This window comes from Romboutsia lituseburensis (assembly GCF_024723825.1).
Lineage (GTDB): Bacteria > Bacillota > Clostridia > Peptostreptococcales > Peptostreptococcaceae > Romboutsia_F > Romboutsia_F lituseburensis_A.
Genome location: NZ_JANQBQ010000001.1, coordinates 2552214 through 2578618, shown reverse-complemented (window position 1 = coordinate 2578618; position 26405 = coordinate 2552214). Strand labels below are relative to the sequence as shown.

General features: G+C 27.9%; 30 protein-coding genes and 1 pseudogene. 6 read left to right on the top strand and 25 right to left on the bottom strand.

The annotated features are described in order from the left end of the window. Nucleotides 1-59: 59 nt before the first annotated feature. From NWE74_RS12715 to NWE74_RS12630, 19 genes and pseudogenes are all read right to left on the bottom strand, one after another. Nucleotides 60-341, bottom strand: a complete 282-nt coding sequence (locus NWE74_RS12715; protein WP_258243386.1) for an FtsB family cell division protein — start codon at nt 339-341, stop codon at nt 60-62. A 6-nt stretch (nt 342-347) separates the two neighbouring features. Further along, entirely contained in the window at nt 348-842 is a 495-nt protein-coding gene (gene yabQ / locus NWE74_RS12710) for a spore cortex biosynthesis protein YabQ (protein WP_258243385.1), read from the bottom strand. Further along, nucleotides 843-1097, bottom strand: coding sequence for a YabP/YqfC family sporulation protein (locus NWE74_RS12705; RefSeq protein ID WP_258243384.1), 255 nt, complete (start codon nt 1095-1097; stop codon nt 843-845). It abuts the gene before it with no gap. A 60-nt stretch (nt 1098-1157) separates the two neighbouring features. Further along, the gene (locus NWE74_RS12700; RefSeq protein ID WP_092727650.1) at nt 1158-1400 is read right to left on the bottom strand and encodes an RNA-binding S4 domain-containing protein; all 243 of its coding nucleotides are present in this window, start codon (nt 1398-1400) and stop codon (nt 1158-1160) included. Nucleotides 1401-1477: 77 nt separating this feature from the next. Beyond that, nucleotides 1478-1756, bottom strand: a complete 279-nt coding sequence (locus tag NWE74_RS12695; protein WP_092727649.1) for an HU family DNA-binding protein — start codon at nt 1754-1756, stop codon at nt 1478-1480. Between the two features lie 65 nt (nt 1757-1821). After that, nucleotides 1822-3279, bottom strand: a complete 1458-nt coding sequence (mazG, locus tag NWE74_RS12690; RefSeq protein ID WP_258243383.1) for a nucleoside triphosphate pyrophosphohydrolase — start codon at nt 3277-3279, stop codon at nt 1822-1824. Between the two features lie 116 nt (nt 3280-3395). Further along, the gene (locus tag NWE74_RS12685) at nt 3396-5006 is read right to left on the bottom strand and encodes a putative polysaccharide biosynthesis protein (RefSeq protein WP_258243382.1); all 1611 of its coding nucleotides are present in this window, start codon (nt 5004-5006) and stop codon (nt 3396-3398) included. 121 nt (nt 5007-5127) lie between these two features. Then, nucleotides 5128-5667 (bottom strand): stage V sporulation T C-terminal domain-containing protein, encoded by a 540-nt coding sequence (locus NWE74_RS12680; RefSeq protein WP_258243381.1) that lies wholly within the window; start codon nt 5665-5667, stop codon nt 5128-5130. A 190-nt stretch (nt 5668-5857) separates the two neighbouring features. After that, a complete protein-coding gene (locus NWE74_RS12675) occupies nt 5858-6865 on the bottom strand; it encodes a peptidylprolyl isomerase (RefSeq protein ID WP_258243380.1) in 1008 nt (335 codons plus the stop codon). Between the two features lie 24 nt (nt 6866-6889). Further along, entirely contained in the window at nt 6890-10276 is a 3387-nt protein-coding gene (gene mfd, locus NWE74_RS12670; RefSeq protein ID WP_258243379.1) for a transcription-repair coupling factor, read from the bottom strand. A gap of 17 nt (nt 10277-10293) precedes the next feature. Beyond that, complete coding sequence (pth, locus tag NWE74_RS12665; RefSeq protein ID WP_092727643.1) at nt 10294-10854, bottom strand: aminoacyl-tRNA hydrolase; 561 nt, start codon at nt 10852-10854, stop codon at nt 10294-10296. A gap of 13 nt (nt 10855-10867) precedes the next feature. Next, the gene (locus NWE74_RS12660) at nt 10868-11497 is read right to left on the bottom strand and encodes a prepilin peptidase (RefSeq protein ID WP_258243378.1); all 630 of its coding nucleotides are present in this window, start codon (nt 11495-11497) and stop codon (nt 10868-10870) included. 104 nt (nt 11498-11601) lie between these two features. After that, nucleotides 11602-12378, bottom strand: coding sequence for a prepilin peptidase (locus NWE74_RS12655; protein ID WP_258243377.1), 777 nt, complete (start codon nt 12376-12378; stop codon nt 11602-11604). Nucleotides 12379-12415: 37 nt separating this feature from the next. Continuing rightward, entirely contained in the window at nt 12416-13363 is a 948-nt protein-coding gene (locus NWE74_RS12650; RefSeq protein ID WP_258243376.1) for a hypothetical protein, read from the bottom strand. A gap of 75 nt (nt 13364-13438) precedes the next feature. Then, nucleotides 13439-13519 (bottom strand): annotated as a pseudogene (locus tag NWE74_RS19315) (type II secretion system protein); the annotation flags it as partial. Between the two features lie 14 nt (nt 13520-13533). Further along, a complete protein-coding gene (locus tag NWE74_RS12645; RefSeq protein ID WP_258243375.1) occupies nt 13534-14598 on the bottom strand; it encodes a type IV pilus twitching motility protein PilT in 1065 nt (354 codons plus the stop codon). 22 nt (nt 14599-14620) lie between these two features. Next, the gene (locus NWE74_RS12640) at nt 14621-14980 is read right to left on the bottom strand and encodes a hypothetical protein (RefSeq protein WP_258243374.1); all 360 of its coding nucleotides are present in this window, start codon (nt 14978-14980) and stop codon (nt 14621-14623) included. 5 nt (nt 14981-14985) lie between these two features. Further along, nucleotides 14986-15912, bottom strand: coding sequence for a type II secretion system protein (locus NWE74_RS12635; protein ID WP_258243373.1), 927 nt, complete (start codon nt 15910-15912; stop codon nt 14986-14988). Nucleotides 15913-15928: 16 nt separating this feature from the next. Beyond that, a complete protein-coding gene (locus tag NWE74_RS12630; protein ID WP_258243372.1) occupies nt 15929-16183 on the bottom strand; it encodes a hypothetical protein in 255 nt (84 codons plus the stop codon). A 174-nt stretch (nt 16184-16357) separates the two neighbouring features. On the opposite strand from NWE74_RS12630, the gene NWE74_RS12625 reads away from it, so the two are divergent. The 5 genes from NWE74_RS12625 (at nt 16358) to NWE74_RS12610 (ending at nt 18417) form a co-directional block, all read left to right on the top strand. Then, nucleotides 16358-16666 carry a transposase gene (locus tag NWE74_RS12625; protein WP_258243371.1) on the top strand — a complete coding sequence of 103 codons (309 nt, stop codon included), beginning with the start codon at nt 16358-16360 and terminating at the stop codon, nt 16664-16666. Between the two features lie 32 nt (nt 16667-16698). Next, nucleotides 16699-16980: an IS3 family transposase gene (locus NWE74_RS19310; protein WP_420330187.1), complete on the top strand. Its 282-nt coding sequence runs from the start codon at nt 16699-16701 to the stop codon at nt 16978-16980. Nucleotides 16981-17086: 106 nt separating this feature from the next. Further along, entirely contained in the window at nt 17087-17395 is a 309-nt protein-coding gene (locus NWE74_RS12620; RefSeq protein ID WP_309137310.1) for an IS630 transposase-related protein, read from the top strand. A 15-nt stretch (nt 17396-17410) separates the two neighbouring features. Then, nucleotides 17411-17938: a transposase gene (locus NWE74_RS12615; protein ID WP_309137309.1), complete on the top strand. Its 528-nt coding sequence runs from the start codon at nt 17411-17413 to the stop codon at nt 17936-17938. Continuing rightward, nucleotides 17932-18417: an IS3 family transposase gene (locus NWE74_RS12610; RefSeq protein WP_309137308.1), complete on the top strand. Its 486-nt coding sequence runs from the start codon at nt 17932-17934 to the stop codon at nt 18415-18417. The genes NWE74_RS12615 and NWE74_RS12610 overlap by 7 nt, the downstream gene beginning before the upstream one ends. An 817-nt stretch (nt 18418-19234) precedes the next feature. Here NWE74_RS12610 and NWE74_RS12605 read toward each other — a convergent pair. The 5 genes from NWE74_RS12605 to purR form a co-directional block, all read right to left on the bottom strand. Further along, nucleotides 19235-19498 carry a hypothetical protein gene (locus NWE74_RS12605; protein ID WP_258243370.1) on the bottom strand — a complete coding sequence of 88 codons (264 nt, stop codon included), beginning with the start codon at nt 19496-19498 and terminating at the stop codon, nt 19235-19237. Between the two features lie 490 nt (nt 19499-19988). Further along, nucleotides 19989-20939: a ribose-phosphate diphosphokinase gene (locus NWE74_RS12600; protein WP_258243369.1), complete on the bottom strand. Its 951-nt coding sequence runs from the start codon at nt 20937-20939 to the stop codon at nt 19989-19991. Nucleotides 20940-21026: 87 nt separating this feature from the next. Further along, a complete protein-coding gene (glmU, locus tag NWE74_RS12595; protein WP_258243368.1) occupies nt 21027-22400 on the bottom strand; it encodes a bifunctional UDP-N-acetylglucosamine diphosphorylase/glucosamine-1-phosphate N-acetyltransferase GlmU in 1374 nt (457 codons plus the stop codon). 220 nt (nt 22401-22620) lie between these two features. Beyond that, nucleotides 22621-22899, bottom strand: coding sequence for a septation regulator SpoVG (gene spoVG / locus NWE74_RS12590; RefSeq protein WP_092727630.1), 279 nt, complete (start codon nt 22897-22899; stop codon nt 22621-22623). A 113-nt stretch (nt 22900-23012) separates the two neighbouring features. Then, nucleotides 23013-23906: a pur operon repressor gene (purR, locus tag NWE74_RS12585; RefSeq protein WP_258243366.1), complete on the bottom strand. Its 894-nt coding sequence runs from the start codon at nt 23904-23906 to the stop codon at nt 23013-23015. 222 nt (nt 23907-24128) lie between these two features. On the opposite strand from purR, the gene murC reads away from it, so the two are divergent. After that, nucleotides 24129-25484 carry a UDP-N-acetylmuramate--L-alanine ligase gene (murC, locus tag NWE74_RS12580; RefSeq protein WP_258243365.1) on the top strand — a complete coding sequence of 452 codons (1356 nt, stop codon included), beginning with the start codon at nt 24129-24131 and terminating at the stop codon, nt 25482-25484. Between the two features lie 59 nt (nt 25485-25543). On the opposite strand, the gene NWE74_RS12575 is transcribed toward murC, so the two are convergent. Further along, entirely contained in the window at nt 25544-26353 is an 810-nt protein-coding gene (locus NWE74_RS12575) for a hypothetical protein (RefSeq protein WP_258243364.1), read from the bottom strand. Nucleotides 26354-26405: the final 52 nt, after the last annotated feature.

Sequence of the window (26405 nt, the reverse complement as noted above, 5' to 3'; positions counted from 1 at the left end):
TATTCTGTGTTAATTATATATTATAATTACATATATACAAAAAAAGGTAACTTTTTAGGTTACCTTTTTTTTATATCTACATATATTATTTCCCCTGGCTTAACCATGTTTAAACGATTTCGTGCTGATATTTCTAAGTCATGAGAACTTTCTTCTTTTTCTAATTTTGCTATCTCTGCCTTAGTATGCTCTATTTGCTTATTTATACTTGCTATCTCTTTTTTATATTCCTTAACCTTTGTTACTTGAAATAAAACTCCTGTACCTAAACTACACACTACAAATACTAAAAACATTCCTAAAACAGCAGCTTGACTAAAAAATTTTTTTCTTATGTTCATCCCCATCTACACCCTTTTTTTTATTTTTAATTTACCGTTAGATTTCCTCTTCATAAATCTACCAGTTGCTAATATCATATTCGGTATATAAAATATGATATCAAATAAAAAGTGTATTGAGTAGGCTATAATGTAATACAAATTTTCTGAAATACTGACTATGTACTGTATTGTTTTTTTGATTAAATTTGTTATTAAATAAATAATTTTATTGATTATTGCTAAAACAAATTTACTTATGGTGTTGTAATATAAGATAAAACCAATAAATAAAGCCACAAAATGATAATATCTTAGCTCAAAAGATTCAACAGCGTTTACTGTTATAAAAACTACAAGAGTGGTAGTAATCCAAAATATAGCATCTAAAACAATTGAGCAGTACCTCATTATTTTAAAGTTGTTCTTAGATGCTCTATAAAAGTCAAACAGTACTCCTATAATTATTCCACCATATATAGTTGTAAAAAAGTACGCAAAGTCTTCTGTAAATGGCATCATTTACTTAAATACCTTCTTAAAGAAACTTTCTTGTGGCTTTCTTTCTTTAGAGTAAACGATAGAATTAATAGTACCATCTATACTTATGATATTTTCATCTAGGCTCAATTTACTCATATCTAAGCCTTCACCTTCTATTGCCATTTCTCCTACGCAAGTTCTTACTTCTACTTTCTTATCACTAAAAGAATAGATATGTTCTACTCCAGAAACAACTAGACTAGATCTATCTTTCAAAGTTACGTTATGTTCCATAGTATCCCCCCAGTAAATTTTCATTTATACTACTATAAATATACTGAGGAACTTTCAATTTTATTCTATTATCTCATACATTTCTTTAGCATCATTTTTTAGTACATGCTCTTTTATTTCAACTACTTTACATTTTAGCACTTTTTCACCAAATGTTATTTCTAATATATCTCCAATATTAACTTCTGAAGAAGACTTAGCCATCTTCCCATTTATAGTTACTATCCCCTTATCACAAGCCTCTTTAGCTACTGTTCTTCTCTTTATGATTCTTGATACTTTTAAAAATTTGTCTAATCTCATTTGATATTCCTCCTGAAAATTAATCTTTATATAGAAAAAGTGTGGTATATAATCCCACACTTTTGTCATTTGTATAATTATCCGTTTATTATATCTTTAAGACCTTTTCCAGCCTTGAATACTGGAGCTTTAGAAGCTGGTATTTCTATAACTTCTTCTGGGTTTCTTGGGTTTCTACCTTGTCTAGCAGCTCTTTCTCTAGTTTCAAAAGTTCCAAATCCAACTAATTGAACTTTTTCTCCTTCAACTAATGCTTCCTCTACTGACTTCATGAAAGCGTTTAAAGCAGCTTCTGCTTCCTTCTTTGTTAATTCACTTTTTTCTGCCATTCTTGATACTAATTCAGCTTTGTTCACGATACTTACCTCCTAAAAATGTTTATAAAATAGAATTTTATTTCTTTTAAATTCTAGTTTTTTACTTAATTGATTTTATTGGATTTTGCTTCATTCCATAACTTGTCCTGTTCTTCAAGTGTCATATCCTCAAGTTTTTTATTTGAGTTCATAGCACTTTGCTCCATAAATTCAAATCTATTTATGAATTTTTGACTAGTACAGTTTAAAGCTTCTTCTGGATCAATTTTTAAGAATCTAGCTAAATTCACTATAGAAAACAGTAAATCTCCTAGTTCTTCCTTTATGTATTTTATATTTCCTACTTCACATTCGTCAAGTAATTCTTTATATTCTTCTTCAATTTTTTTTATTACATCATCTATTTTATCCCAGTCAAATCCAATAAGTGAAGCCTTATGTTGAATTTTTTCTGCCTTTATTAAGGCAGGTAAATGAGCCGGTATTCTCTTAAGACCTTCTGTTATGTTCGTTTCACCTTTTTCTTCTTGTTTTAACTCTTCCCATGTTTTTTCAAAATTTTTAATATCTATATCTTCATCGTTAAAAACATGAGGATGTCTATGTATAAGTTTTGTACATATTCCATTAACAACTTCTTTTAAGTCAAAGAAACCTTCTTCTTGACCTATTTGACAGTGGAATATTACCTGTAAAAGGATATCTCCAAGCTCTTCTATCATTTCATCTATATCATCATTATCTATAGCCTGGCAAAGCTCGTATGACTCCTCTATTAGATATTTTTTAAGTGATTCATGTGTTTGTTTCTTATCCCAATCACATCCAGATGGACTTCTTAATGTACTCATTATTTTTTCTAGCTCATGTACAGTATTATACATTCTTTTAGAACTTTTTGGTATATATAAACTACTTAAATAATCAAATTTATTTTCTAACCTATCAAGTTCATGTAATAAAACATATTTCTTACTCTCTAAATTTTTAACACCTGCACCATTTACTATACATACTTCTTGATCATAATCATAATATTCCATTAACTTTAACTTTATATTAGATGCAATGAAAGAATCATAAATCTGTGTTATTATCATACTAGTATTAATATCTATATATGCATTTTCTATTTCAAAAGCATCTACTAATTTAAATCCATCTGAAGGATCAATAGCCAAATAATTAAACATAGCATCTACAAAGCTCATAGAGGCTATTGTTTCAACTTCTATGCCCTTTTCTTTTGCTATTGACTCTATTATACTTACAGTCCTTTCTGCAACCCTTGGATGCCCTGGAACTGCATATACTAAATCACCCTCTTTAGATAAGTCTATAATGAATTCAGAAATTTTTCCATATACATCTTCAAAATTTTCTTCTTTATCATAAAAATAATCTAAGGAAGTGTATTTTATAGTTTCTTTAAGCTTGTCCACAGTAGGATGTTTTTCTGTTCTTAAAAATATTCTTGAACTTGATTGTAGTGCTTCTAATGCACCTTGACTAATAAGAGAATAGTCTCCAGGCCCAAGTCCTACAATTTTTATCTTGCCCATAATGTCACTCCTCTTAGTTTTTTTCAAATTTAGTAAATTTTATACATATTTTAATACAAATAAAGGAAATTTAATTATTTATAAGTATTTCCTTTATTTGTATATATATTCTTATATTACCTCATCAGGTTGAATTTTTTAAGTATTTTATAAATTTTATCACCTTTTGGTATCGTTAAAAGTTCTTCTTTACTTATTCCACCTATTAATATAATTACTATACCATATATAGCTGCTCCTATGCCAATCGAAACTACTGTAGATATTTTACTTCCTATTATTTCCAATAGAAATCCGTAGCTTAGTTTAACAACTACAAACATAGTCAAAACAGTTATCAGAGGTCTTAATACAAATTCTTTTATTGAGAATTTAACCTTCATAGATTTTTTTATGTAACGTAATTCTATTAATACCGCAATAAAATATGCTGAAACAGTTCCTAGTGCGGAACCAAATACATTTATTTCAAGCACAGCTGTTAATGTATAACTTATTATCACTTTAAATAACATGCCTACAACTAGAGCTATTACAGGAATCATTGGTTTTCCCATACCCTGTAATATACCATTCATAGTTTGCATTAGACCTAAAAATACAACACATGGAGTAAGAACTAGTAGTAGATTTCCAACCATTTCAGGTTGTTTTGGATATAAAAGTTGCATTATAGGTATTGCAAGAGCTGCTATACCAAATGCAGCCGGTAAAACCATCAATAGTGTTACCTTTATAGCGCTTTCTGTATCTTTTCTAGCTTTCACTTTATTTCCTATAGCATAAGATTCCGATATTGATGGTACTAGGCTCATACTCATAGCTATTGTTATAACCGATGGTAAATTTATTATAGCCATAGCAAATCCAGTTAATTGTCCAAACATAGCATTAGCTTCTTTCAAGCTATAGCCTGCTACTATAAGCCTTTTTATAACGATTACATTATCTACCATATTTACTAATGGCATCACAGATGCTCCTATTGTTATAGGTATCGCTACCACAAGTATTTTCTTTAAAATTTTACCTACTGATTCATCCTTAAAATGATGACTTGATTTTATCTCTAATTTTCGTTTTTTACCATCTCTTATGTACGCTAATATCAAATATGTAATAGATGCTATCGCACCTACAGTTGCTCCTGTTATAGCCCCTGCTGCCCCTAATTTAGGCCCTCTAGCAGCCATTAAATAATATGCCAACCATAGACCTAATGCAACTCTAAAGAACTGTTCTGCAATTTGAGAAATAGCTATCTTAGTCATTTCTTTTCTACCTTGGAAATAGCCTCTGTAAGAAGACATTATTGGTACAAATAAAAGAGCTGGCGAAATTGCAATCATTGCATAATATGCTCCTGGGTTTCCCATTATATTATTCACTATATAATTCGCCCCAAAGAAAAATATGCAAAATGCAATAAGCCCCGTCATAAAAAGCACTGTGTATGAAACTTTAAATATTTTTTGAGCACCTTTATAATCTCCTATTGCTGATCTCTCGGAAACTAATTTAGCTAATGCAGTTGGAAAACCTGCTGTTGCTAATGTTAAAAATAGCGTATAAACAGGGTATGCTGCTTGATAATACCCCATACCATCTTCCCCTATCATATTACCTAGAGGAATTCTAAAAAAGCCCCCTATTATTTTAACAATTATCCCCGCTAGTCCAAGTATAAAAGCGCCTCTTAAAAAAGAGTCTTTATTCTTGTTCCCCATAACATAACCTCCATTTTTTATATAACAAGCTTTAATATATCATATATTCAACAATGTATTCAATATATTACTACAACTTTAAAAGACCCTAAAAACATAGGGTCTTTTAAAAATTAATTTGTTATTGAACTTGTTTTCCTAAGAAATTAGCTGCAATTTTTAGAATTTTTTCTTCTGCCTCAGATATTCCCTCTGACTCCTTAGATACTAATACTATAGATCCTATACAATCTCCTGAAGAACTAACTATAGGCATTATTATTTGCTTTGCATATTCCATAGAGTCATCTTTATGTAAAGGTAGTATTTTATTATCTTTAGCATATTTAACTTCCCTATTTTCTATTAATTGCTCAAGTTCATCACTTATACTTTTTTCTTTGTAATCTTTCTTAGGTAATTTAGAAACAGCTATTATAGAGTCTAGATCCGTTACAACTATTCCATATCCTAAAGTTTCACCTAAAGTTTCTGTATATTCTTGTGAGAATTCATTTAATTCACCAATTGGCGAATATTTTTTAAGAATTACTTCACCATCTTTAGCAGTGAATATTTCTAAAGGATCTCCTTCTCTAATTCTTAAAGTTTTTCTTATTTCTTTTGGAATAACAACTCTTCCTAAATCATCTATTCTTCTAACGATTCCTGTCGCTCTCATATATAATTTATCCCTCCATTAGTAACTTTAGGCTTATTTTTACCAATGTTAAGAAAAATATACAAAAAAAGCTATGTATTATTACATAGCTTTTCAAATATTGTAAATTAAACTATTTCAGACTTCAATAATCTTACAATTTACCCATATGTAAGTTATTTTTCTCTATTTTATACTATTAATTTTTTAATTAAAATTTAATTTTTTTAATTACATCTTCATTTTTTTCTACTTTAGCTTCTTTTGCAAGAGTTTCTATTTTTTTATTAAATTTTTCTGTTAATAAAGTTGTTTTTATTGTATCTTTTACATCTTCAAATGGAGTTTGTTCATTTACTTTATCTGTTAATTTTATTATATGATATCCAAACTGAGATTCCACTATATCAGATATTTCCCCTACTTTTAAAGAAAATGCAGCTTTTTCAAATTCTGGAACCATTTTTCCTTTTCCAAAATATCCTAAATCTCCACCTTGACTTCCTGAACCTGGGTCATCAGAATTTTCTTTAGCTAAAGCTGCAAATTCTTCTCCTGATTTAGCCTTTTTAAGTAAATCTTCTGCTTTTTTCTTAGCTTCTTTTTTCTTTTCTTCTGATAAAGGCTTCCCATCTTTATCTGTAGTTGATATTAATATATGTGATGCCTTCACTTCATCTTTATAGTATTCTTTTTTATGATCATTATAATATTTTTTTAACTCTTCATCTGATATTTTAGTTGTCTTATCAAAGTTTTCTTTGTATTTTTTTATAGTTAGATCTTGTTCTTGTTGTTGTTTTAAGTATTCATCGTTTATACCCAATTTTTCTAAGTTCTTTTTATATTCTTCATCTTTATCTATACTCTTCTTTAACTCTTTGAAAGCTTTATTAACTTCTTCTTTTGAAGGTGCTATTTTTTGTTTTTTAGCATCTTCACATACTACTTCTACATTTACCATTTGCTTAAGTATATCATTTTTAAATGTATCTTTATATTTTACTCCTTTTTCTATTTCCGTTTCCCATATTGATGCTCCATACATACCTTCTGCTGATTGTTTATATAAAGCTAATGTTTTCTCATAATTTCCTACTGTTATTTCTTTTCCATTTACTGTAGCTACTATATCATTAGTTTTAGCACCACTTGAACAAGCAGTCATTGTTACGCATAATACTAAAGATACTGCTACTGACATTAGTTTTTTTAACATCTAAACACCCTCTCTTATTTTAAATTATTTTACACTACACATTTTTTGTAAAAGTTCTTCTAATTCTACTACTATATTATAACCTATTTTTTCCTTTGTTTTATATCTTGTTGTAGGAACTAATAATATTTCATCTTTTATCTGTCTTACCTTTTCAATTTTAAGCTTCTTACATAAAGTCTTAATATAAGCTATTCTAAGTAAACACTGAACTGCTTTTGGTATATCTGAAAATCTATCTTCTAATTCTTCTTGTATTTCATGCATATCTTCCTTTGATTCTATAGATGCAATTTTTTTATACATTTCTATTTTAATTAGCTCATCACTTATATAACTATCTGGTATGTATGCATTTACACCTAAGTCTATCTCTACATCTACTTCCTCATGAACAACTTCACCCTTAACTTTTTTAATAGCCTCATTTAACATCTTTACATATAGATCATAACCTATTATAGCCATATGACCATGTTGCTGAGATCCAAGTATATTACCTGCTCCTCTTATTTCCAAGTCTCTCATGGCTATTTTAAATCCTGATCCAAACTCAGTAAATTCTCTTATTGCTTTTAATCTTTTTTCAGCTATTTCACTAAGAACTTTGTCTTTTTCATACATTAAGTATGCATAGCCTTGTCTAGAACTTCTCCCCACCCTACCTCTTAACTGGTAAAGCTGTGCAAGTCCCATCTTATCTGCATCATATATAATCATAGTGTTTGCATTAGAAATATCCATACCTGTTTCTACTATTGTTGTACAAACTAAAACATCAAATTCCTTATTTAAAAATCCTAGTATTATATTTTCAAGAGCTTTAGATGTCATTCTACCGTGCGCTACCGCAACTCTTGCATCTGGCACCAGCCTTTGTATCATGCTTGCCATTTCTTCAATATGTTCAACTCTATTATAAATAAAGAATACCTGTCCACCTCTACCAAGCTCTCTTTCTATTTCATCCTGTATTACACTTTCCTTAGCCTCTGTAACATAAGTTATTACAGGATGTCTTTCTTGTGGTGGTTCTTCTATAACACTCATATCTCTTATTCCACTCAAAGACATGTGTAGTGTTCTAGGAATAGGTGTTGCTGATAAAGTCAGAACATCTACTGTTGACTTAATTTTCTTTAATGCTTCTTTATGTCTAACTCCAAATCTTTGCTCTTCATCTATAACTACTAATCCTAAATTAGGTAGGTTTATATCTTTAGATACTATTCTATGGGTACCAATTAATACATCTACTAATCCTTTTTTAGCATCTTCTATAATTTGTTTTTGTTGTTTAGGAGTTTTAAATCTACTTAGTACCTCAACTCTTATAGGATAATTTTCAAATCTTTCTTTAAATGTATTGTAATGCTGCTGAGCTAGTATTGTTGTTGGAACTAGTACTGCAACTTGTTTTTGATCCATACAAGCCTTGAAAACAGCTCTTATAGCTACTTCTGTTTTTCCATATCCAACATCTCCACATACAAGCCTATCCATTACTTTATTAGACTGCATGTCTTTCTTTGTGTCCTCTATAGCTTTTAATTGGTCATCTGTTTCTTGGTGTGGGAATAATGACTCAAATTCTGATTGCCAAGTTGTATCTTTACTAAACTTATAACCCTTAACTTTTTCACGCTTAGCATAAAGTTCTATTAAATCTTTTGTCATATCTTCTATTTCTTTTTTAACTTTAGCTTTAGCTTTTGTCCATTCATTTGTTCCAAGTTTGTTTAATTTTACTTTATCTTCTTCAACACCTATATACTTTTGTACTTTATCCATTTGATCAATAGGTACATATAGGTTATCTCCGCCTTGATAAACTATTTTCATATAGTCTTTCTTTATAGCATTTACTGTAATTTGCTCAATTCCTGTGTATCTACCTACACCACTATTTTCATGAACAACATAATCACCTACATTTAAATCTAAAAATGACTCTATTTTTTTGCCTTTTTTAGATTTTTTAGTCTTAGAGCTAGACCCTCTTTTATGAACTCCTATCATTTCATTATCTGTTATAACAGCAAATTTAATTGATTTATACTCAAATCCACTGCTTATACTTGCTGGTATAACTATTATTTGAGATGATTTTATTTCCACATTTCTGCTCTTAGATATAGTTGTTTCTAGTCCTAAATCTAATAATTCAGAATTTAATTTCTTAGCTCTTTCTAATGTATTTGTAGCTAAAATAATTTTATATCCATTGTATTTTAATCTATTTAACTCTTCTACTAAAACATCTATTTTTGCATTAAATGTAGGAATTTCTCTAGCCTCAAAGTTTACAACTGAGTTTACGTTAAAGTCATTTATCGGCTTTGGAATTAATGTATTTAAAATTAATTTTTTATTATTTATAATAAATTCTAAATCACTATAATGATATAACAAGTTACCTTGACTCTTTAATGCTAAACCTCTTTCGAGATTTAACTTATAATTATCTTTAAATTCATTTATATAATTTTCACATCTTTCTTTTACTCTGCTTATGTCATTTACAAATACAATAGCGTTGTCTTTAAGATATGTGAATAAACTTTTATTTTCATATGTATAAACATAATCAATATAATTTTCAATCCCTTCAAAATATGTTTTGCTTGATATATTATCAATGTTTCTAAAAACATCTTCATTAGTATATTTAGTTGTATCTTTTTTTATTCTTTCTACGGCTTTATCAATTTTATCAGGATATATAAATTCTCTCGACGGAGTTATTGAAAATTTCTTCATTTTCTCTATAGATTTTTGCGTGAAAACATCAAAAGTTCGTATAGAATCTATTTCATCATCAAATAATTCCATACGAATCGGATCTGTGTATTCTAGTGAAAATATATCTATAATTCCCCCTCTAATACTAAACTGACCAAAACCTTCTATTTTGGAAACCCTTTCATAGCCAAGTGAAACTAATTTTTCACTTAAATCATCAAGGTTAACTATATCCCCTATCTTATACGTAAATATATTTTCTAATAATATATCTTTAGGGATATATTTTTTTAATATAGCTTCTACAGAAGTTATTAAAACCATATCTTCACCTTTAGCTAACTTTAATAAAACTTTTAATTTTTTAGCTTCTTCATTTCTATCCTTTGCATCTAAGCTATAAAAGTAGATATCTTGGTGACCTAAATACTCTACTTTATCTTTCATATAAAAACTTAAATCATCATATACCTTTTTTGCTTCTAAATCACTACTTGCTACTATGACAGTTTGTCTAGATAAGTCTTTGAATATAGAATAGGCTATATGTGGTTTTTGCACTGGTAAAAGGCCATTAACTAGTAATGAGCCTCTATTATTTTTTATGCAATTTATAACATCTTTATATTCTTTTGAATTCTGCAAAGGGTAAACAAAAACATCATTCATATAAAATTCCCCTCTCACTATCCGTTGTATTTGTTCATAGATATATCGATATTTTCTCTTATAATGCAATCAACTGCACGATATGCTTTTTCTAAACCATTTTCTAAGTCTATGGATTCTTCTTTTCTAAATCTAGAAAGTACAAAATCAGCTAAGTCTTGTCCTGGCATTGGTTTAGATACACCTACCCTTACTCTTGGAAATTCTGTAGACCCTAAGCACTTAACTATAGATCTCATTCCATTGTGAGTTCCACCACTACCTTTTTTTCTTATTCTGATTTTTCCAACATCTAAGTCAATATCGTCGTATATTACTATTATATTGCTCAAATCAACTTTATAGTATTTATATATATCTATTAAAGTTTCTCCACTTAAATTCATATATGTTTGTGGTTTAACTAGTAAAACTTTTTCTGACCCTATTCTTCCTTCACCTATTAAGGCCTTATGTTTTATCTTCGTCACTGATATACCATATTCCTTTGCAAGAATATCTATTACATCAAAACCTACATTATGTCTAGTTTTATCATATTGTTTACCTGGATTACCTAACCCTACTACTACATACATTTTCCGTCCTCCTTTAATTGCCTATTATATCAAAATATATTTTTAATATATCATTATTGGTCATCATTATAATTATTGTTGATAATGATATAAATGGTGCAAATGGTATTTTTCTTATTTTATCACTTTTCATAAAAAGTATATATACACAATATATACTAGCTATAATATATGATAGTGATATTAAATACAGAGCATAATTATGTCCTAATGTAAAAGAACATAGGCCGTATAAGCCTATATCTCCTTGACCTAATCCATTAGTTATTTTTGATATTATATATGCTAAAACAAGCCCTATTATCATTGCAGATATATGGCTTGCTGAATTTAAATCTTTATTTAATGTTGAGATAAAAATTATACCTTGAATTATTATACCACTAAGTACTGTTATATCATATATATATGTTGTATGATAGTCTATTATTGAAATTATTACTATAAATGGTATTAATGTTAGATATTTTATAGATTCTATAGTAAATCCATATTTAAGATAGATTGAAATCATTGTTAATATAATTGTTATATAAATTATTAAAGTATTCTTTTTATTATTTTTTATTTCATCACATATTAAATAAATTTGATTATTTGAAATATATGATGCTATTATCGAAATAAGTAATATATAAATCATAATTAATTAGTAATAGCAGGGCTATTACAATTATTAACTTATAGCTTTTTTTAATACTATTTCATATACTAAAATAAAACCTTTCAATATTTAAAAAGGCTGATTTAAAACAGCCCCACATACCAATTTATTATATTAGTTCCACATAGAACAACAATTAATGCTCCGATAGAAATAAAGGGCCCATATGGAATCATCGAATTATATTCTTGTTTTTTTAATTTGCTATTTAATATAACAACTATTCCGTAGAGTGCTCCAATATATATGCTAAGCAATATCGTTAATACTCCGCCACTAATACCTAAAAACAAACCCGCCATAGCAAAAAGTTTTATATCTCCGCCTCCCATGACTTCTTTTTTTACTATAAACTCAATTAAGTTTATTAAAATTAGCATGCTTCCACCACAGATAACTGCTCCTATCAAACTATTTTTTATTCCTATTCCTTGTCCTAAAATATTAAATAAAGTAGCTACTATACTCCCAAATATAATTAACTCATCCGGAATTATATAATGGTCTATATCTATAAATGTTATTATAATTAACAATGATATAAATATTAAATAATATATAGTTTGAATATTATATTCATAGATATTGTAAACTAATAAAAATAATATTCCTGTTAAAAGTTCTATTAAAGCATATCTATATGAAATTTTTTCACCACAATATCTACATTTCCCTTTTAATATAATCCAGCTAAGTATCGGCATTAAGTCTAAAGGTCTCAGTCTTGTATCACATTTATAGCAGTGTGATGGAGGAGTTATTATTGATAATTTTTCTGGTATTCTAAATATACATACATTATAAAAACTCCCCAATATAGCTCCCATAATAAAAGATACTATCATAAAATATATTTCCATTCTAACCTCTCCACTTTCACTTATATTATATAAGTCTTTATTTATATATAAAATCAACAACTATTGTATTTTCTTTATCGATATTAGAAGGTTTGCTTATATATACATTTCCACTTATATTATATTGATTTTTATAAATATCTCTATATTCGTAAATTTTGTCACTATTTAAATTTTGACTTAAGCAGTTTGGAATTGAAAAACTCTGTATCTCTATCCCTTCACTTAGCGATATTCTTATTCCTATTATGTTCTTAATAATTTCATCATTGACTGATATAGTTAAATCTCCACCAGTGTGTAAACTTATATATCCACTATCAGTGTTTATGAAAATATTGAAATTTTCTTTATAGTCTCCATGATTTCTTCTATTAGATTTTGACTCCATTTTTTCATCTAATATGTTACATTCTATTTGCTTGCTCCATTCAAATTCACCTGAATTTTGAGTCTCATGTTTCTTAGTATATTTAAAAATCAAATCACCTCTTAGCGGTATTTCTTCAGGTTCTTCTGGATGTATAATTATTTCTTCAGATTTAATATATCTAGATGTAACATTAAATATATGATTAACATTTTCATCATATTTACCATTATATTGCATGCTAACTTCATAAGAATTTTCCCCCTTTATTATAAGAGGTGGTAAATTTGTGCTTTTTAATATTCTATTGTCTATAAAATCAATTTTTACACCTTTAGAATCCATTCTATTTATGCTATATTTATATTTTTCATCTTTAAAATCTATATTAGTAATATATTTAGATATTACTGTATCTTCCTTTTTATCAGACCTTATTGTATATATATATTCCATTGATTTATTTGTCTGAGATAAACTCATAAATTTAATATATTCACCATCTAATTTATCTAAATTTGATTTGTTATTATTATTTTTAACTGTTATTAAATCTAATTCAATAGATGTTGATTGTTCAATATCTCTAGTTAAATAGTTATTCATATCATTCATTGTTAATTGGCCTTGATTTATATTACCTTGATTCTTTATAGATATAATAGACTTATCGATTATTTTATATCCTACAAAAACTACTATAGTTAATATTGATAATGAAACTAGAAGTTCTAGTAGTGTAAAGCCATTATTTTTCTTATATTCACATATACTCCTCCATAAACTTAATAATTCATACCATCAACTAATCTAGATGTATATTCATAATCAGAGCATCTGCTTAAAACACTGTCTCTAGAAATTCTTCCTTGTCTATATAAATTAACAAGCTCTTGATCCATAGATTGCATTCCTAACTTAGAGCTAGTCTGAATTATATTTTGTATTTGGTAAGTTTTATTTTCTCTTATTAAATTTCTTATAGCTGGTGTTGCTATCATAACTTCTAAAGCTGCTACTCTATTTATGCCATCTATTGTTTGTATTAGTTGTTGAGAAATAACTCCTTCACAAACAGTAGATAACTGAGTTCTAATTTGTTGTTGCTGTTCTGCTGAAAATATATCAACAATTCTATCTATTGTTTTTGCTGATCCTACTGTATGTAGTGTCGAAAAAACTAAATGTCCTGTTTCCGCAGCTGTAAGTGCTATTGATACAGTCTCTGGATCACGCATTTCTCCAACTAAGATAACATCTGGATCTTGTCTAAGTGTTGCCCTTAATGCTGCATGAAAGCTTTCTGTATCACTCCCGACTTCTCTTTGATTAACAATACCCTTTTTATGATTATGTACATATTCTATAGGATCTTCTAATGTTATTATATGCCTTTCTTGCGTTGAGTTTATTATATCTATTAAGCTAGCTAAAGTAGTACTCTTACCACTACCCGTTGGTCCTGTTACTAGAATTAATCCTTTATGTTTTTCTGCAAATGTAGCAATAATATCTGGCAATCCCAATGCTTTAAACGAAGGAATTTGCGACGTTATTGTTCTTATTGCAATAGCATATTTACCTCTTTGCTTATATGCATTCACTCTAAATCGGTCTCCACTTGGTAATGATACTGATAAATCTACCTCACCTTTATTTTCTAATATTTTTAATTTTTTCTGACCAGTTATTTCCCTGGCCATAATTTCTGTATCTTGCTCTGTTAAACTGGTTTCTCTTAGCTTTACAAAGCTCCCTTTTATCCTCGCTATAGGAGGGCTATCAACTGTTATATGTAAATCAGATGCTCCTAATTCTACTGCTATTTCTAATAAATTAAATATATTCATGTTTTACTCCTTCTTTATAATCCTATTTGATAAAATTCAAATTACTGTCTTTATCATAATAATTTGAGTTATATATAGATGCCTTCAATTCTAATAAGTTTAATGTTAACTCCTCTAAATCCTCTAAATCATCTAAAATGATTTTTTTATCTTCATTTATGTTCTTTTTATAATCTGTATTTAGTATTTTAGGTGTTACTTCTTCCCTTATATGTTTTTCTATATCGTATACATGGTGATTTATTATTTTATCTATATAGGCATTTATTATATTGTTTATATACTTCCTTTTTTCGATACTATCACGTTGACCCTGTAAAATTAAAATCTCTCCATTTATTTCAACTAGATATTTTATTAAACAAAACTTTATTTGTATCAAATAATTTAATGATTATATTCACTAGGTAAACCATATATCCATAAATCATTATGAAGTTTTTGTATATTTAAAGTATAATTCTGTATAAATATATTATGAGTATTCAACCAGTTTAATCTATGAGATTCATTTAATTCTTCATCCATTTTTTTATTTAATGTTTCTAATGTGTATTTACTAGCTTTAATATAATACTTTCCTTCGTATAATAAATCAAAATATTTATTTTCATTTGTTTGAATTATGTTTTTTTCAGTTTCTCTTATTATTTTTTCAACTTGAAACATCATACTAAGTATATCTATTTTCTCTTCCTTAGACATATCTATAAGAGTTTTATTTCCTATAATTTTATCAATTGATATTAAGTTACTTAATGTCTTATCAGGTAATTGAGAAAATACATTAAACGCTTTGCTTAAACAATAATTCAAGTAATTTTCGCCTTGTACATCATTGCCTTCATCTTCTTCACGAATAGAACCTTTATTACTTAAAATCTTTGTTTTAATAACTGTATGTCTCTTACTAAAATAATTATCCTTAAGGCTTACTCCTATTTCAATTTCAAATAAATACAAGTCTTTACCTGCATTAGTTTTTTTTAGATTTACATCAACTTTATAAGTCTGATTTTCAATATTTTTTTCATAGTTAACCCTTTTAAAATATATTTTACCAATATCTTTTATGTAAATATCTTTATCTTGTATCTTTAACTTATCGCTTTCACCTAATGATTTTATCTGGATACGTAAATCTTCTATTTGGCTCTGTGCTATATTAATGACTTTTATATCTCTATCATTTTTTATATCTATCCTTTTAGTACTATTTATAACTCTAAAAAATGCAAAAATTAAAAAACTTATAATAGCTAAAGATACTAATAGCTCTAGCAACGTAACCCCTTTATTATCTTTTTTAACCAATTGCTCACCTTCAATACTAATTAAATTTATTCCATTTATTTATATCGTATGTAATATTATAGTTTTTAGATTGATTTAATCCTCGTATTTGTACTGTAATTTCTGATTCTATCTTATATTTATCATCATACTTAAACTCTTTTCCATTACTATCTATATTTTCACTTTCCTTGACTATAGCTAAGTCAAAGTTCAAATTAGAATTTTCTTTTACAATTACATAATTATCACATTGATCTATTTTGTCACTTTCTTTAACTACTGTGTTCACATATACTAAGTCGTCTTTATTATATTTAATTTTGTATCCTATTTTTTCAGTTTTATTATTGAACTGCTCCCTGTCAAGTAGACAGTGGAAATAATAAAAAATTGGACTTACACCCTTCTAGTAGACGTGTAGATTAGTCGAGTTAGTTAATACTAATACTAGGAGGGATTTTTTATGCCAAGAAAAAAATATACTAAAGAATTTAAAATACAAGTTGTTAAACAAGTTATTGAGGAAGGTAAAAAAATAACAGAAATAGCTAAAGAATTAGAACTACCTAGAGATATGGTCTATAGATGGATAACTGAATATGAAGCCAATGGTGATGAAGCCTTTTCTGGTCATGGAAATGCTCGTATAAATAGTGAATTTGAGATTAAAAAATTAAAAAATCAAATTGAATCTATACAAAAGGAATGTGAAATTCTAAAAAAGTATTCTACCTTTCTCAAGGAACAAAACAGCAAAAGTTTCAATTTATAAAAGAAAACTCCTCAAACTATAATATTATAACTATGTGTAAAGTATTAAAGGTATCACGCGCTGGGTATTATAAATATCTTGCACATACTCCGAGTAAACGAGAAATTGAAAATAAGGCATTAAAAGAATGTATACAAGATATACACAGTCAATTCAGACAATGTTATGGATATCGTAGAGTAAAATGCGAACTAGATGCAAGAGGTATCATCGTTAACCATAAAAGGGTTTATAGGTTAATGAAGGAATGTAATCTATCTGGAAAACACCATAGAAAAAACATGGAAACTATAAGAAAGTTAAAGAAGAGTTAATCAAAGCTAATCTTCTTATGCAAAACTTTTCTGCTGATGAACTTGGGTTAGTGATATATAGTAGCCGTACTTTAAATAAAATGTATATAAGAAGTTCAAAAAGTTAATCATTAACAATATAAGATACGATATAAATTATAAAATGAGAGCCGTAGAATACCAAATTGAAGGACATACATATAAAGAAACTTGCAAAGTTTTTAAAATATCAGAAACAACACTAACAAGATGGATAAAAAAAGCAAAGGAGAATAATTTAGAGAATAAAATACCTGAAAGAAAACCAAAAAAAATTTATCCAGAAAAGCTAGTTAAATATATAAATGAAAATCCAGATGCATATTTAGTAGAAATTGCAGAAGAATTTAATTGCACAGAAGGTGCAGTAAGAAAAGCATTAAAGAAATTTAAATAACTCGAAAAAAAGACAATTTCATATAAAGAGCAACGCAAAGAAAAGGTAGAACAGTATTTAAATGAAATAAAAGATATACCAAAAGATGATATAGTATATATTGATGAGACAGATATACAAGGATATATTTACAGAGAATACGCAAGAGCACCAAGAGGTGTAAAGGTATATGATAAAATACTAGGTAAGAAGTACAAAAGAACAAATATAGTAGCATATAAATGTGGAGATAAAATTGTATCTCCTCTAGTTTATGATGTAACAATGGATAGCCACTTTTTTGAAGCGTGGTTTAAAGATATGTTTTTAAAAGCTATTGAAGAAAATAAAGTTATTGTTATGGATAATGCATCTTTTCATAGTAAAAAAGTATTATATGAATTATGTAGTAATGCTAATAAAAATTTAAAACTACTTTTCTTGCCACCATATTCTCCTGAATTAAATCCGATAGAAAAATATTGGGCTGTTCTAAAAAGAAAAATCAAAAAAATTAATAAAAATGATGAAGGCTTTATAGAGAGAATTTACAAACTATTCTAAGTACGATTACTATAACATATATTCCAACAAGTGAAGGCTTTTTATATTTAATGGCTTATATGGATGTATATAGTCGTAAAATTGTTGTCTGGTCTATGGATAAAAATATGAGAGAACAATTAGTAATAGATGCATTAGAATCAGCTATATGGAGAGAAAATCCTAAAGCAGATCTTATAGTTCATACTGCTAGAGGATCTCAATTTATTAGAAAAAGGTATCAAAGTCAAATTGATAAATATGGTATTGTTGCAAGTATGAGTAAACCTGGTAACCCTTATGATAATGCAATTATGGAATCCTTTAATAAGTCCTTAAAAACAGAAATGTTTGATAATAAAAATACATATCGTACTAGAGAAGATGCTAAAAAAGCTATATTTGAATACATTGAGTTATTTTATAATAGAAAAAGAAGACATTCTGCACTTGGATATGTATCTCCTATAGAATTTGAAAATTTAAACCCGACTAAGTAGACTATTTATAGTGTCTACCAAATCGGGTTAAGTCCAACAGTTTTATTATTTTAACTGTCTACTATAAAGGGAGCATATCACCCTTTGAACTTAACTCTTTATTAAAAAAATCCAAATTAAAAATATCCTTAATGTCCATATATAATATACTTTGTTTTTCTTTTTGATCTTTATTCTTATTCATTTGTAATTACACCATCCTTTACATTTGCAGTAATACTAAAATCATAAGAAATTTTCTTACCATTTTGTACATCACTTTTTTATTCTGATACTCCTGATAATTTTATATTTTCAAAGTAAGGTAGTTCTTTAAGTTTATATACAAATTGACCTACATGAGAAGGTGCATCTGCTTTTTCTGTTCTTTTTTAAAATTAGGTGGTTTTTCATATAAAGGCTGATTTTTGGCTTCCTTTTCATTTCATTTAATTTTTTCTATATTTTCTTTTATTTTTCACTATCATCCATATGCATATAGACGTTACATAACGTCACATATGAATATAGTTGCATTAGATATTTTTTCTCATTATCTATATGTTCTGATGTTTTCAAAGCTTCATATACTAAATTTTCTGATATTTAATAAGCCCTCATATCTATAAATGATACACTTAAGTCTATTAATGCTTTTGTTATTGAATACATATCTTGTTTTTATTCATACAAATATATAGTATCTAAAAAACATTTAATACCTTTATCTTTTTCTCCTGCTAAATAGTATATTGATTCTATTTTTCTTGTTAATTCAAATCTATTTTCAGTATTACTTCTATCTAAGAGCTCCTCTGTGTTTTTAATTATTAATTTATTACCATCTTTTTCCCGTATACTTGCATAAACTCAACCACGCTAGTGTATGACCTCTATCATCATTTTTTAAATCAATATTCACTAATTCTTTCTCTAAATATGTTTTTGACTTTTCATAATCATCATCTATAAATTTTTTAGATAATCTATTATATAAGTAATATTTTATAAATTCATTTCTACTTGCACCTATTTGCTCTGTTGCTAAATCAAAGTATATTTCTGCTTTATTATTCCCTTTTTCATTTTCATAAAATCCCAATATAAAATACTCTTCTGACTGTTTGTTGATTTTTTTATTAAAGCTTCTAGGCTAATTACTTTTAGATTGAATTTTCCTTTATCATATTTATATAATGAATAGTAATTCTTTATATTGTAAATTTCTTGCTTAATATTATAGTCGTAACCAAATTTCCATGACATTATCCCTATTAACAACACAATAACCACATACTTTATATTTTTTTCATACTATCTATAACCCATTTTTAATTTCTACACCTTCTCTTTATTCTATTTTTTGAGCATAAAAAAAGTTTAATTCTAATTATCAGAATTAAACCCTTGTTTACTTATATTTAAACATTATTTCATAGTTTTACACTCAATTTACATATTAAACTATATCTTTATTTATACCAAGAAGTATTTATTTTAATTTTTAATAATTAATGTTACATATGAAACAATTTTATAACTTATGAATTAAAAAATGCACATTATATAAAATAATGTGCATTTTACTTTAATTAGAATAATTTACTAACTGATTCGTTAGCAAAAATTTTCTTTATCGCATCTCCAAATAAAGGAGCAACTGTTTTTACTTGAATCTTATCTATTTTCTTTTCTTCTGGAAGTTGTATAGTATCAAGTACTATTAACTCATCTATAGCAGAACCTTCTATTCTTTCTATAGCAGGACCTGATAATACACCATGAGTACAACAAGCATACACATCTTTAGCACCAAATTCTTTAAGTGCATTAGCTGCATTAACTATAGTACCAGCTGTATCTATCATATCGTCTAATAATATAACATTCTTACCTTTGACATCACCTATTATGTTCATTACTTCACATACGTTAGCCTTAGGTCTTCTTTTGTCTATTATAGCTATTGGAACATCTCCGTCTAATCCATTAGCAAATTTTCTAGATCTTGTAACACTTCCTAAATCAGGAGATACTACTACTAAGTCTTCTATCTTCTTAGTGTTGAAGTAATCTGCTAATATATTTCCACCTTGTAAGTGATCTAGTGGTATATCGAAGTATCCTTGAATCTGAGCAGCATGTAAATCCATTGTTAACACTCTATCTGCTCCAGCAGCTGTAATTAAGTTTGCAACTAATTTAGCTGTGATTGGATCTCTTGCCTTAGCTTTTCTATCTTGTCTTGCATATCCGTAGTAAGGAATAACTGCTGTTACCCTTCCTGCTGATGCTCTTCTTAATGCATCTATCATTATTAATAATTCCATTAAATTATCATTTACTGGACTATTAGTTGATTGAACAACGAAAACATCACAACCTCTTACTGTTTCAGTTATGTTTACGCTTATTTCCCCGTCACTAAAAGTTCCAACTTCACAATCTGCCACTGGTACTCCTATGTGATCAGCTATCTTTTGAGCTAATTCTTTTGATGAATTTCCTGCAAGTATTTTGATTTCGCTTCCGCTAGTGTTCATTTTTATCCTCCCGAAAATTTTAAAACATTGGTTATATTTATTAAAAATTCAAAGCTATATGCTTGAAAATAATAAGCTTATTCGTTGCTACTTTTTATTTTTTTGATCTTTTTTCTCTACCCAACCTTCTTTGATGACCTGTCTTTGTCTAGCTATTGCTAATGCTGATTTTGGAACATCATCTGTTATAGTTGAACCTGTAGCTACATATCCTTTTTCCTCTACCGTTACCGGCGCAACTAAATTAGAATTTGAGCCTATGAATGCTCCATCCTTAACTACAGATTTAAATTTATTTTTACCATCGTAGTTTACAAATACTACTCCACATCCTATATTAACATTTTTACCAACATGTGCATCTCCAATATATGAAAGATGTGATGCTTTTGAGTTATCCTCTATTGTAGCATTTTTAACTTCTACGAAGTCTCCTATCTTAACATTGTTTCCTATGTCACTTTTTGGTCTTAAATACGCATATGGACCAACTGTTGTATTTTCGCCTACTTTACTATCTATTATAGTTGAGTTTACCACTTCTGTATAATCACCAATTTGTGAATTTGTTATACATGAGTTCATTCCTATTGTACAACTTGATCCTATGTTTGTTCTTCCTTTAAGCATTGCCCCTGGATATACTATAGTATCATTTCCTATTTCAACATCAGATTCTATATATGTTGAATTTACATCTATTATAGTAACTCCATTTACCATATGAGATTCATTTATTCTTCTTCTCATGATTTCTTCTGCTCGTGAAAGTTCTACTCTTGAGTTTACTCCCATTAGTTCTTCTATTGTTGAACCATTGTAAGCACCTACTTTTTGAGCTTTATCTCTCATTATTTTTATAGTGTCTGTTAAGTAGTATTCTCCTTGAGCATTATTATTATCTAATAAATCTAAAGATTCTCTTAAACTCTTCCCATTGAAACAGTAAATTCCTGAGTTTATTTCTTTAGCTTTCTTTTCTTCTTCATTAGCATCTTTTTGCTCTACTATTTTAAGTAAATCTTTATTCTCATCTCTTATTATTCTTCCGTATCCTGTTGGGTTATCAACTTCTGTTGTAAGTACAGTTGCTTGGTATCCATGATTTATATGATAGTCAAATAATCTTTTTAAAGTTTCTTCTTTAACTAAAGGTGTGTCTCCGCATAATACTACGATTGTATCTTCATCATTTATATATTCTTTAGCCATTATAACAGCATGACCTGTTCCTAATTGTTCAGTTTGCATTGCTATCATAGTGCCTTCAGGCAATCTTTCTTTTACTGCATCACTTTCATGACCTAATATTGTTACTATGTCGCTAACTCCTGATTTTTTACATACATCTATTACATGGTTAACCATTTCTTTTCCACATACTTGATGTATTACTTTTGGAAATTTAGACTTCATTCTTGTTCCCTTACCTGCAGCAAGGATTACAGCTTTAAAGTTCATGTCCCCACTCCTATCTTCGTGTTTCTGTGTTATTTTTCTGTTATTATTTCCTCTATATCTATATTATGTAAATTTTCTTATTTGTATACAATGTCTTTGCCATCACTAATTAATATAGCACTTTTTTACAAAAAAGTATACATTATTACAAAAATTTTAACCACAAAAAAGAGCCGAATAGTTCGACTCTTGCAATTTGTCATCTTAATTTATATAATAATTATTCAGCTGCAACTTCTAATTGAGCTACTGCTTCATGATATGCTTTTAAAACTGCATCTTCTAATACTTGTCTCATTTCCGCGTTTATCGGATGAGCTATATCTCTAAAATTACCTTCCCCAACTTTTCTGCTTGGCATAGCTATGAATAGTCCATTGTGACCTTCTATAACCTTTATATCATGTACAACAAATAGGTTGTCGAATGTTAATGAAACTATACATTTCATCTTTCCTTCATCAGTTATTTTTCTTACTCTTACGTCAGTTATCTTCATACCTTTTATATCCCCCTTTTAAGTTTTGACAAATTAATATATTTAATATTAGACTGTTTTTTTATATAATTCTATGAATGTTTTGAATATCCTTTTTTATTTTCAAAAATTTATTATTTTTTGTAGGATTCCTCTTCTTCTTCTTCATCTAATATGTTGTCAATTTCAGATACCCCTTCTAAATCCTCATTTTTATATTCATCTTTAAATGTTTTTAAGTTAGGTTCAACTGTTACAGTATTTCCATTTACATCTAATTGAATTAAAGATATATAATCTTTTACCATCTTTTCTTCTGGCTCCATAGTTGATATGAATACTCCTGTTCCTATAACTTCTGCCCCAAATTCAGTCATAAGATCCATCATACCTCTTATAGTCCCTCCACCTCTCATAAAGTCATCTATTAGTATAACTTTACTATTAGGTTTTAATGCTTTTCTTGGTAGACTCATACTTTCTACCTTTGAATTTCCATTCACATATGTCATGCTAAGAGTCGGACCTTCTGATACTTTAATATCTTTTCTTATTATAACCAATGGTAGATTCATGGCTTTTGCTGTCATTAATGCCATTGGAATTCCCTTAGTTTCCATAGTAACTACATAGTCTGCTTCTGCATAATCTATATTTGATGCAAATATTTTACCTATTTTAGCTGCTATACTTGGATCGTATATTAAATCTATTAAATATAAAAAACCACCTGATAATATTCTTGATGTATCACTGATTTTTTCACATAATTCCATTAAAAATTCTTCATTTTCTGCCTTAGATGTTTTAGGTATATATTTAACTCCACCTGCAGCTCCTGATATTGTTATTACTTTTCCCAATTCTAATTTTTCAAAAACGTTTTTAACAACTATTAAATCTTCACTTATTGTAGACTTTGCTGCATTAAATTGGTTTGTAAAGTAACTTAGTGTAAATATTTTATTTGGATTATCAGATAGTATTTTTACTATAGCTCCAATTCTCTCCGTTCTTTTGAATTTCATTGAATTTCCCTCCTACAAGTGTAGTATTTATCCGCTAAACTAAATAATGCATAACTATCTGTATTATGATATAATATTGGTTATGTTTTAATTAGTTTTTTAATATATTATATATATAGTTTAGTATATGTATATTTAACATAAAATATTGAACATTGTACTATTATACCACAAACATAGTTCATATTGTAGGACTTAATTAAAAAGAAAGGTGGTTTTCTTATGAATATACATTTCATTGGAATTGGCGGTATAAGCATGAGTGCTTTAGCTGAAATATGCCTTAATAAAGGTTATAAAGTATCTGGTTCAGATGCGAATGAATCGTATTTACTAGATAAACTTAGATCTCAAGGAGCTAATATATTCTTAGGTCATAAAAAAGAGCATATATCTGACAATGTAGATATGGTTGTATATACTGCAGCTGTACATGATGATAATGAAGAGCTTGTTGCTGCTAAAGAAAAAAATAAACTTACGATGAATAGAGCGGCTTTTTTAGGCCAAATAATGAGAGAGTATAAAAACTCTATTGCAGTATCTGGAACTCACGGAAAAACATCGACAACATCTATGTTATCTACTATATTCCAGTATGCAGATTTAGACCCAACTATCTTAGTTGGAGGAAACTTAAGTACTATAGGCGGTAATGTTAAAATAGGTAATTCTGATCACTTCATAACAGAAGCTTGTGAATACGTTGATAGCTTCTTAAACTTTAATCCTAAAATTTCTATAGTATTAAATATAGAAGAAGATCATTTAGATTACTTCTCAGGATTAGATGAAATAAAAGCGTCTTTCAATAAATTTGGAAAATTACTTCCAAAGGATGGACATTTTATAATTAATGGTGATGATGAAAACACTGATGATATTTTACATGATGTAAAAGCTAGTATCGTAAAATATGGAAGAAATACTAATAATGATGCAGTAATTAAAAATATAGATTTTAATGAAAATGGTTATGGTATATTTGAATTAGAATTTAAAGGTGAAAACTTAGGAGTATTTGAGCTTTCAGTTCCTGGACTTCACAATATATATAATGCAACTGCAGCTATACTTACTGCATATGTATCTTCAATTGACTTAGAACTAATAAGAGATAATATAAAATCTTATAGTGGAGTTGGTAGAAGATTCGAGGTAAAAGGAAATTACAACGATGCTTTAGTTGTTGATGATTATGCTCATCATCCAACTGAACTAAAGGCTACTTTATCTGCGGCTAAAAAGATGAAGAAAGCTAATTTATGGTGTATATTCCAACCTCATACTTATACTAGAACTAAATCTCTTTTAAATGAGTTTTCTGAAGCATTCTATTCTGCTGATAAAGTTATAATAACTGATATATATGCAGCTAGAGAAAATGATCCTGGGGATATTCATTCAAAAGACTTAGTTGAAAAATTATATCAAAATCATGTAGATGTATGTTATATAAGCAAGTTTGAAGATATCGTAGATTATCTTCGTGATAACATAAAACCTAATGATTTAGTTATAACAGCTGGTGCTGGTCCAATATATAAAGTTGCCGAAGATTTAGTAAGTAAAAAATAAATTTTAAAATAAAATAAAAAAGAGTGTAAGTAATTAATTTAAACTACTTACACTCTTTTTTATTTTTTACTAGATTCAAGTTCAAAAATATCTTTTAATAAATATTCATATAAACCTGTGTGAACCTCATAATAAGCTTGTGCTTTTTCTTTACCTGATCCAGCAGTAATTTTTACATAATCCTTACCCATAGTTTCTATAGTAGTATCATAGTACTCTCCATGGATTGATATTTTAAAATTATACTTACTTCTTTCTTTACTTTTTTCTGGTTGAACTTTACCTACAATTCTTTTCGATCCCATCTTATAAGAAAGGTCATCAAACTTCCACTTGTGAACTTTTTTAACTTCATTGTTATAACTTATTTCTACAGTTTTCCAACTTTTATATTGTTTTACAAAGTCAAATGATAAATATATACTTTCACCTAATAATTTTTCAAATTCACTTTTAGTTTCAACAGGAACTTTGTAATATTCTTCTTTACTTACTGTATAAACTCTAAAATAATTTAAATCTGTAGAAAATCTTACACCATCATCAGAATGACCACTATATATAGGGTTGTACGATTCAGGTTTTCTAATTTTAGAAAACTCACTAAATAATACCTTAACTTTCTCCCAGTATTCAGATTCTACTCTTACACTCTCTCTATCTTGATGTGATAGATATATTTTTTCTTTTGTACTTATTTGGTTTATTAATGGTCTAGTATCCTCTTCTTGATTTTCTGATTCAACTGGATCTGCTTTTGTAACTTCCATATTACTTGCAAAATTAAATGCTACAAAATATATTATAAAAAACAATACTAATCCAATTATGAAAAGCATACTTTTTTTAATTTTCCTTTTCTTAGCCATTAAATTTCCCCCCTTTAGCTATATAATTATAGAATAATTATATTACTTTTCT

Bases quoted from the DNA above. Each gene is read 5' to 3' on its own strand.
- NWE74_RS12715 (WP_258243386.1), bottom strand. From the start codon at position 341: ATGAACATAAGAAAAAAATTTTTTAGTCAAGCTGCTGTTTTAGGAATG.
- yabQ (WP_258243385.1), bottom strand. From the start codon at position 842: ATGATGCCATTTACAGAAGACTTTGCGTACTTTTTTACAACTATATAT.
- NWE74_RS12705 (WP_258243384.1), bottom strand. From the start codon at position 1,097: ATGGAACATAACGTAACTTTGAAAGATAGATCTAGTCTAGTTGTTTCT.
- NWE74_RS12700 (WP_092727650.1), bottom strand. From the start codon at position 1,400: ATGAGATTAGACAAATTTTTAAAAGTATCAAGAATCATAAAGAGAAGA.
- mazG (WP_258243383.1), bottom strand. From the start codon at position 3,279: ATGGGCAAGATAAAAATTGTAGGACTTGGGCCTGGAGACTATTCTCTT.
- NWE74_RS12685 (WP_258243382.1), bottom strand. From the start codon at position 5,006: ATGGGGAACAAGAATAAAGACTCTTTTTTAAGAGGCGCTTTTATACTT.
- NWE74_RS12680 (WP_258243381.1), bottom strand. From the start codon at position 5,667: ATGAGAGCGACAGGAATCGTTAGAAGAATAGATGATTTAGGAAGAGTT.
- NWE74_RS12675 (WP_258243380.1), bottom strand. From the start codon at position 6,865: ATGTTAAAAAAACTAATGTCAGTAGCAGTATCTTTAGTATTATGCGTA.
- mfd (WP_258243379.1), bottom strand. From the start codon at position 10,276: ATGAATGATGTTTTTGTTTACCCTTTGCAGAATTCAAAAGAATATAAA.
- pth (WP_092727643.1), bottom strand. From the start codon at position 10,854: ATGTATGTAGTAGTAGGGTTAGGTAATCCAGGTAAACAATATGATAAA.
- NWE74_RS12660 (WP_258243378.1), bottom strand. From the start codon at position 11,497: ATGATTTATATATTACTTATTTCGATAATAGCATCATATATTTCAAAT.
- NWE74_RS12655 (WP_258243377.1), bottom strand. From the start codon at position 12,378: ATGGAAATATATTTTATGATAGTATCTTTTATTATGGGAGCTATATTG.
- NWE74_RS12650 (WP_258243376.1), bottom strand. From the start codon at position 13,363: ATGAATGATATGAATAACTATTTAACTAGAGATATTGAACAATCAACA.
- NWE74_RS12645 (WP_258243375.1), bottom strand. From the start codon at position 14,598: ATGAATATATTTAATTTATTAGAAATAGCAGTAGAATTAGGAGCATCT.
- NWE74_RS12625 (WP_258243371.1), top strand. From the start codon at position 16,358: ATGCCAAGAAAAAAATATACTAAAGAATTTAAAATACAAGTTGTTAAA.
- NWE74_RS19310 (WP_420330187.1), top strand. From the start codon at position 16,699: ATGTGTAAAGTATTAAAGGTATCACGCGCTGGGTATTATAAATATCTT.
- NWE74_RS12600 (WP_258243369.1), bottom strand. From the start codon at position 20,939: ATGAACACTAGCGGAAGCGAAATCAAAATACTTGCAGGAAATTCATCA.
- glmU (WP_258243368.1), bottom strand. From the start codon at position 22,400: ATGAACTTTAAAGCTGTAATCCTTGCTGCAGGTAAGGGAACAAGAATG.
- spoVG (WP_092727630.1), bottom strand. From the start codon at position 22,899: ATGAAGATAACTGACGTAAGAGTAAGAAAAATAACTGATGAAGGAAAG.
- purR (WP_258243366.1), bottom strand. From the start codon at position 23,906: ATGAAATTCAAAAGAACGGAGAGAATTGGAGCTATAGTAAAAATACTA.
- murC (WP_258243365.1), top strand. From the start codon at position 24,129: ATGAATATACATTTCATTGGAATTGGCGGTATAAGCATGAGTGCTTTA.
- NWE74_RS12575 (WP_258243364.1), bottom strand. From the start codon at position 26,353: ATGGCTAAGAAAAGGAAAATTAAAAAAAGTATGCTTTTCATAATTGGA.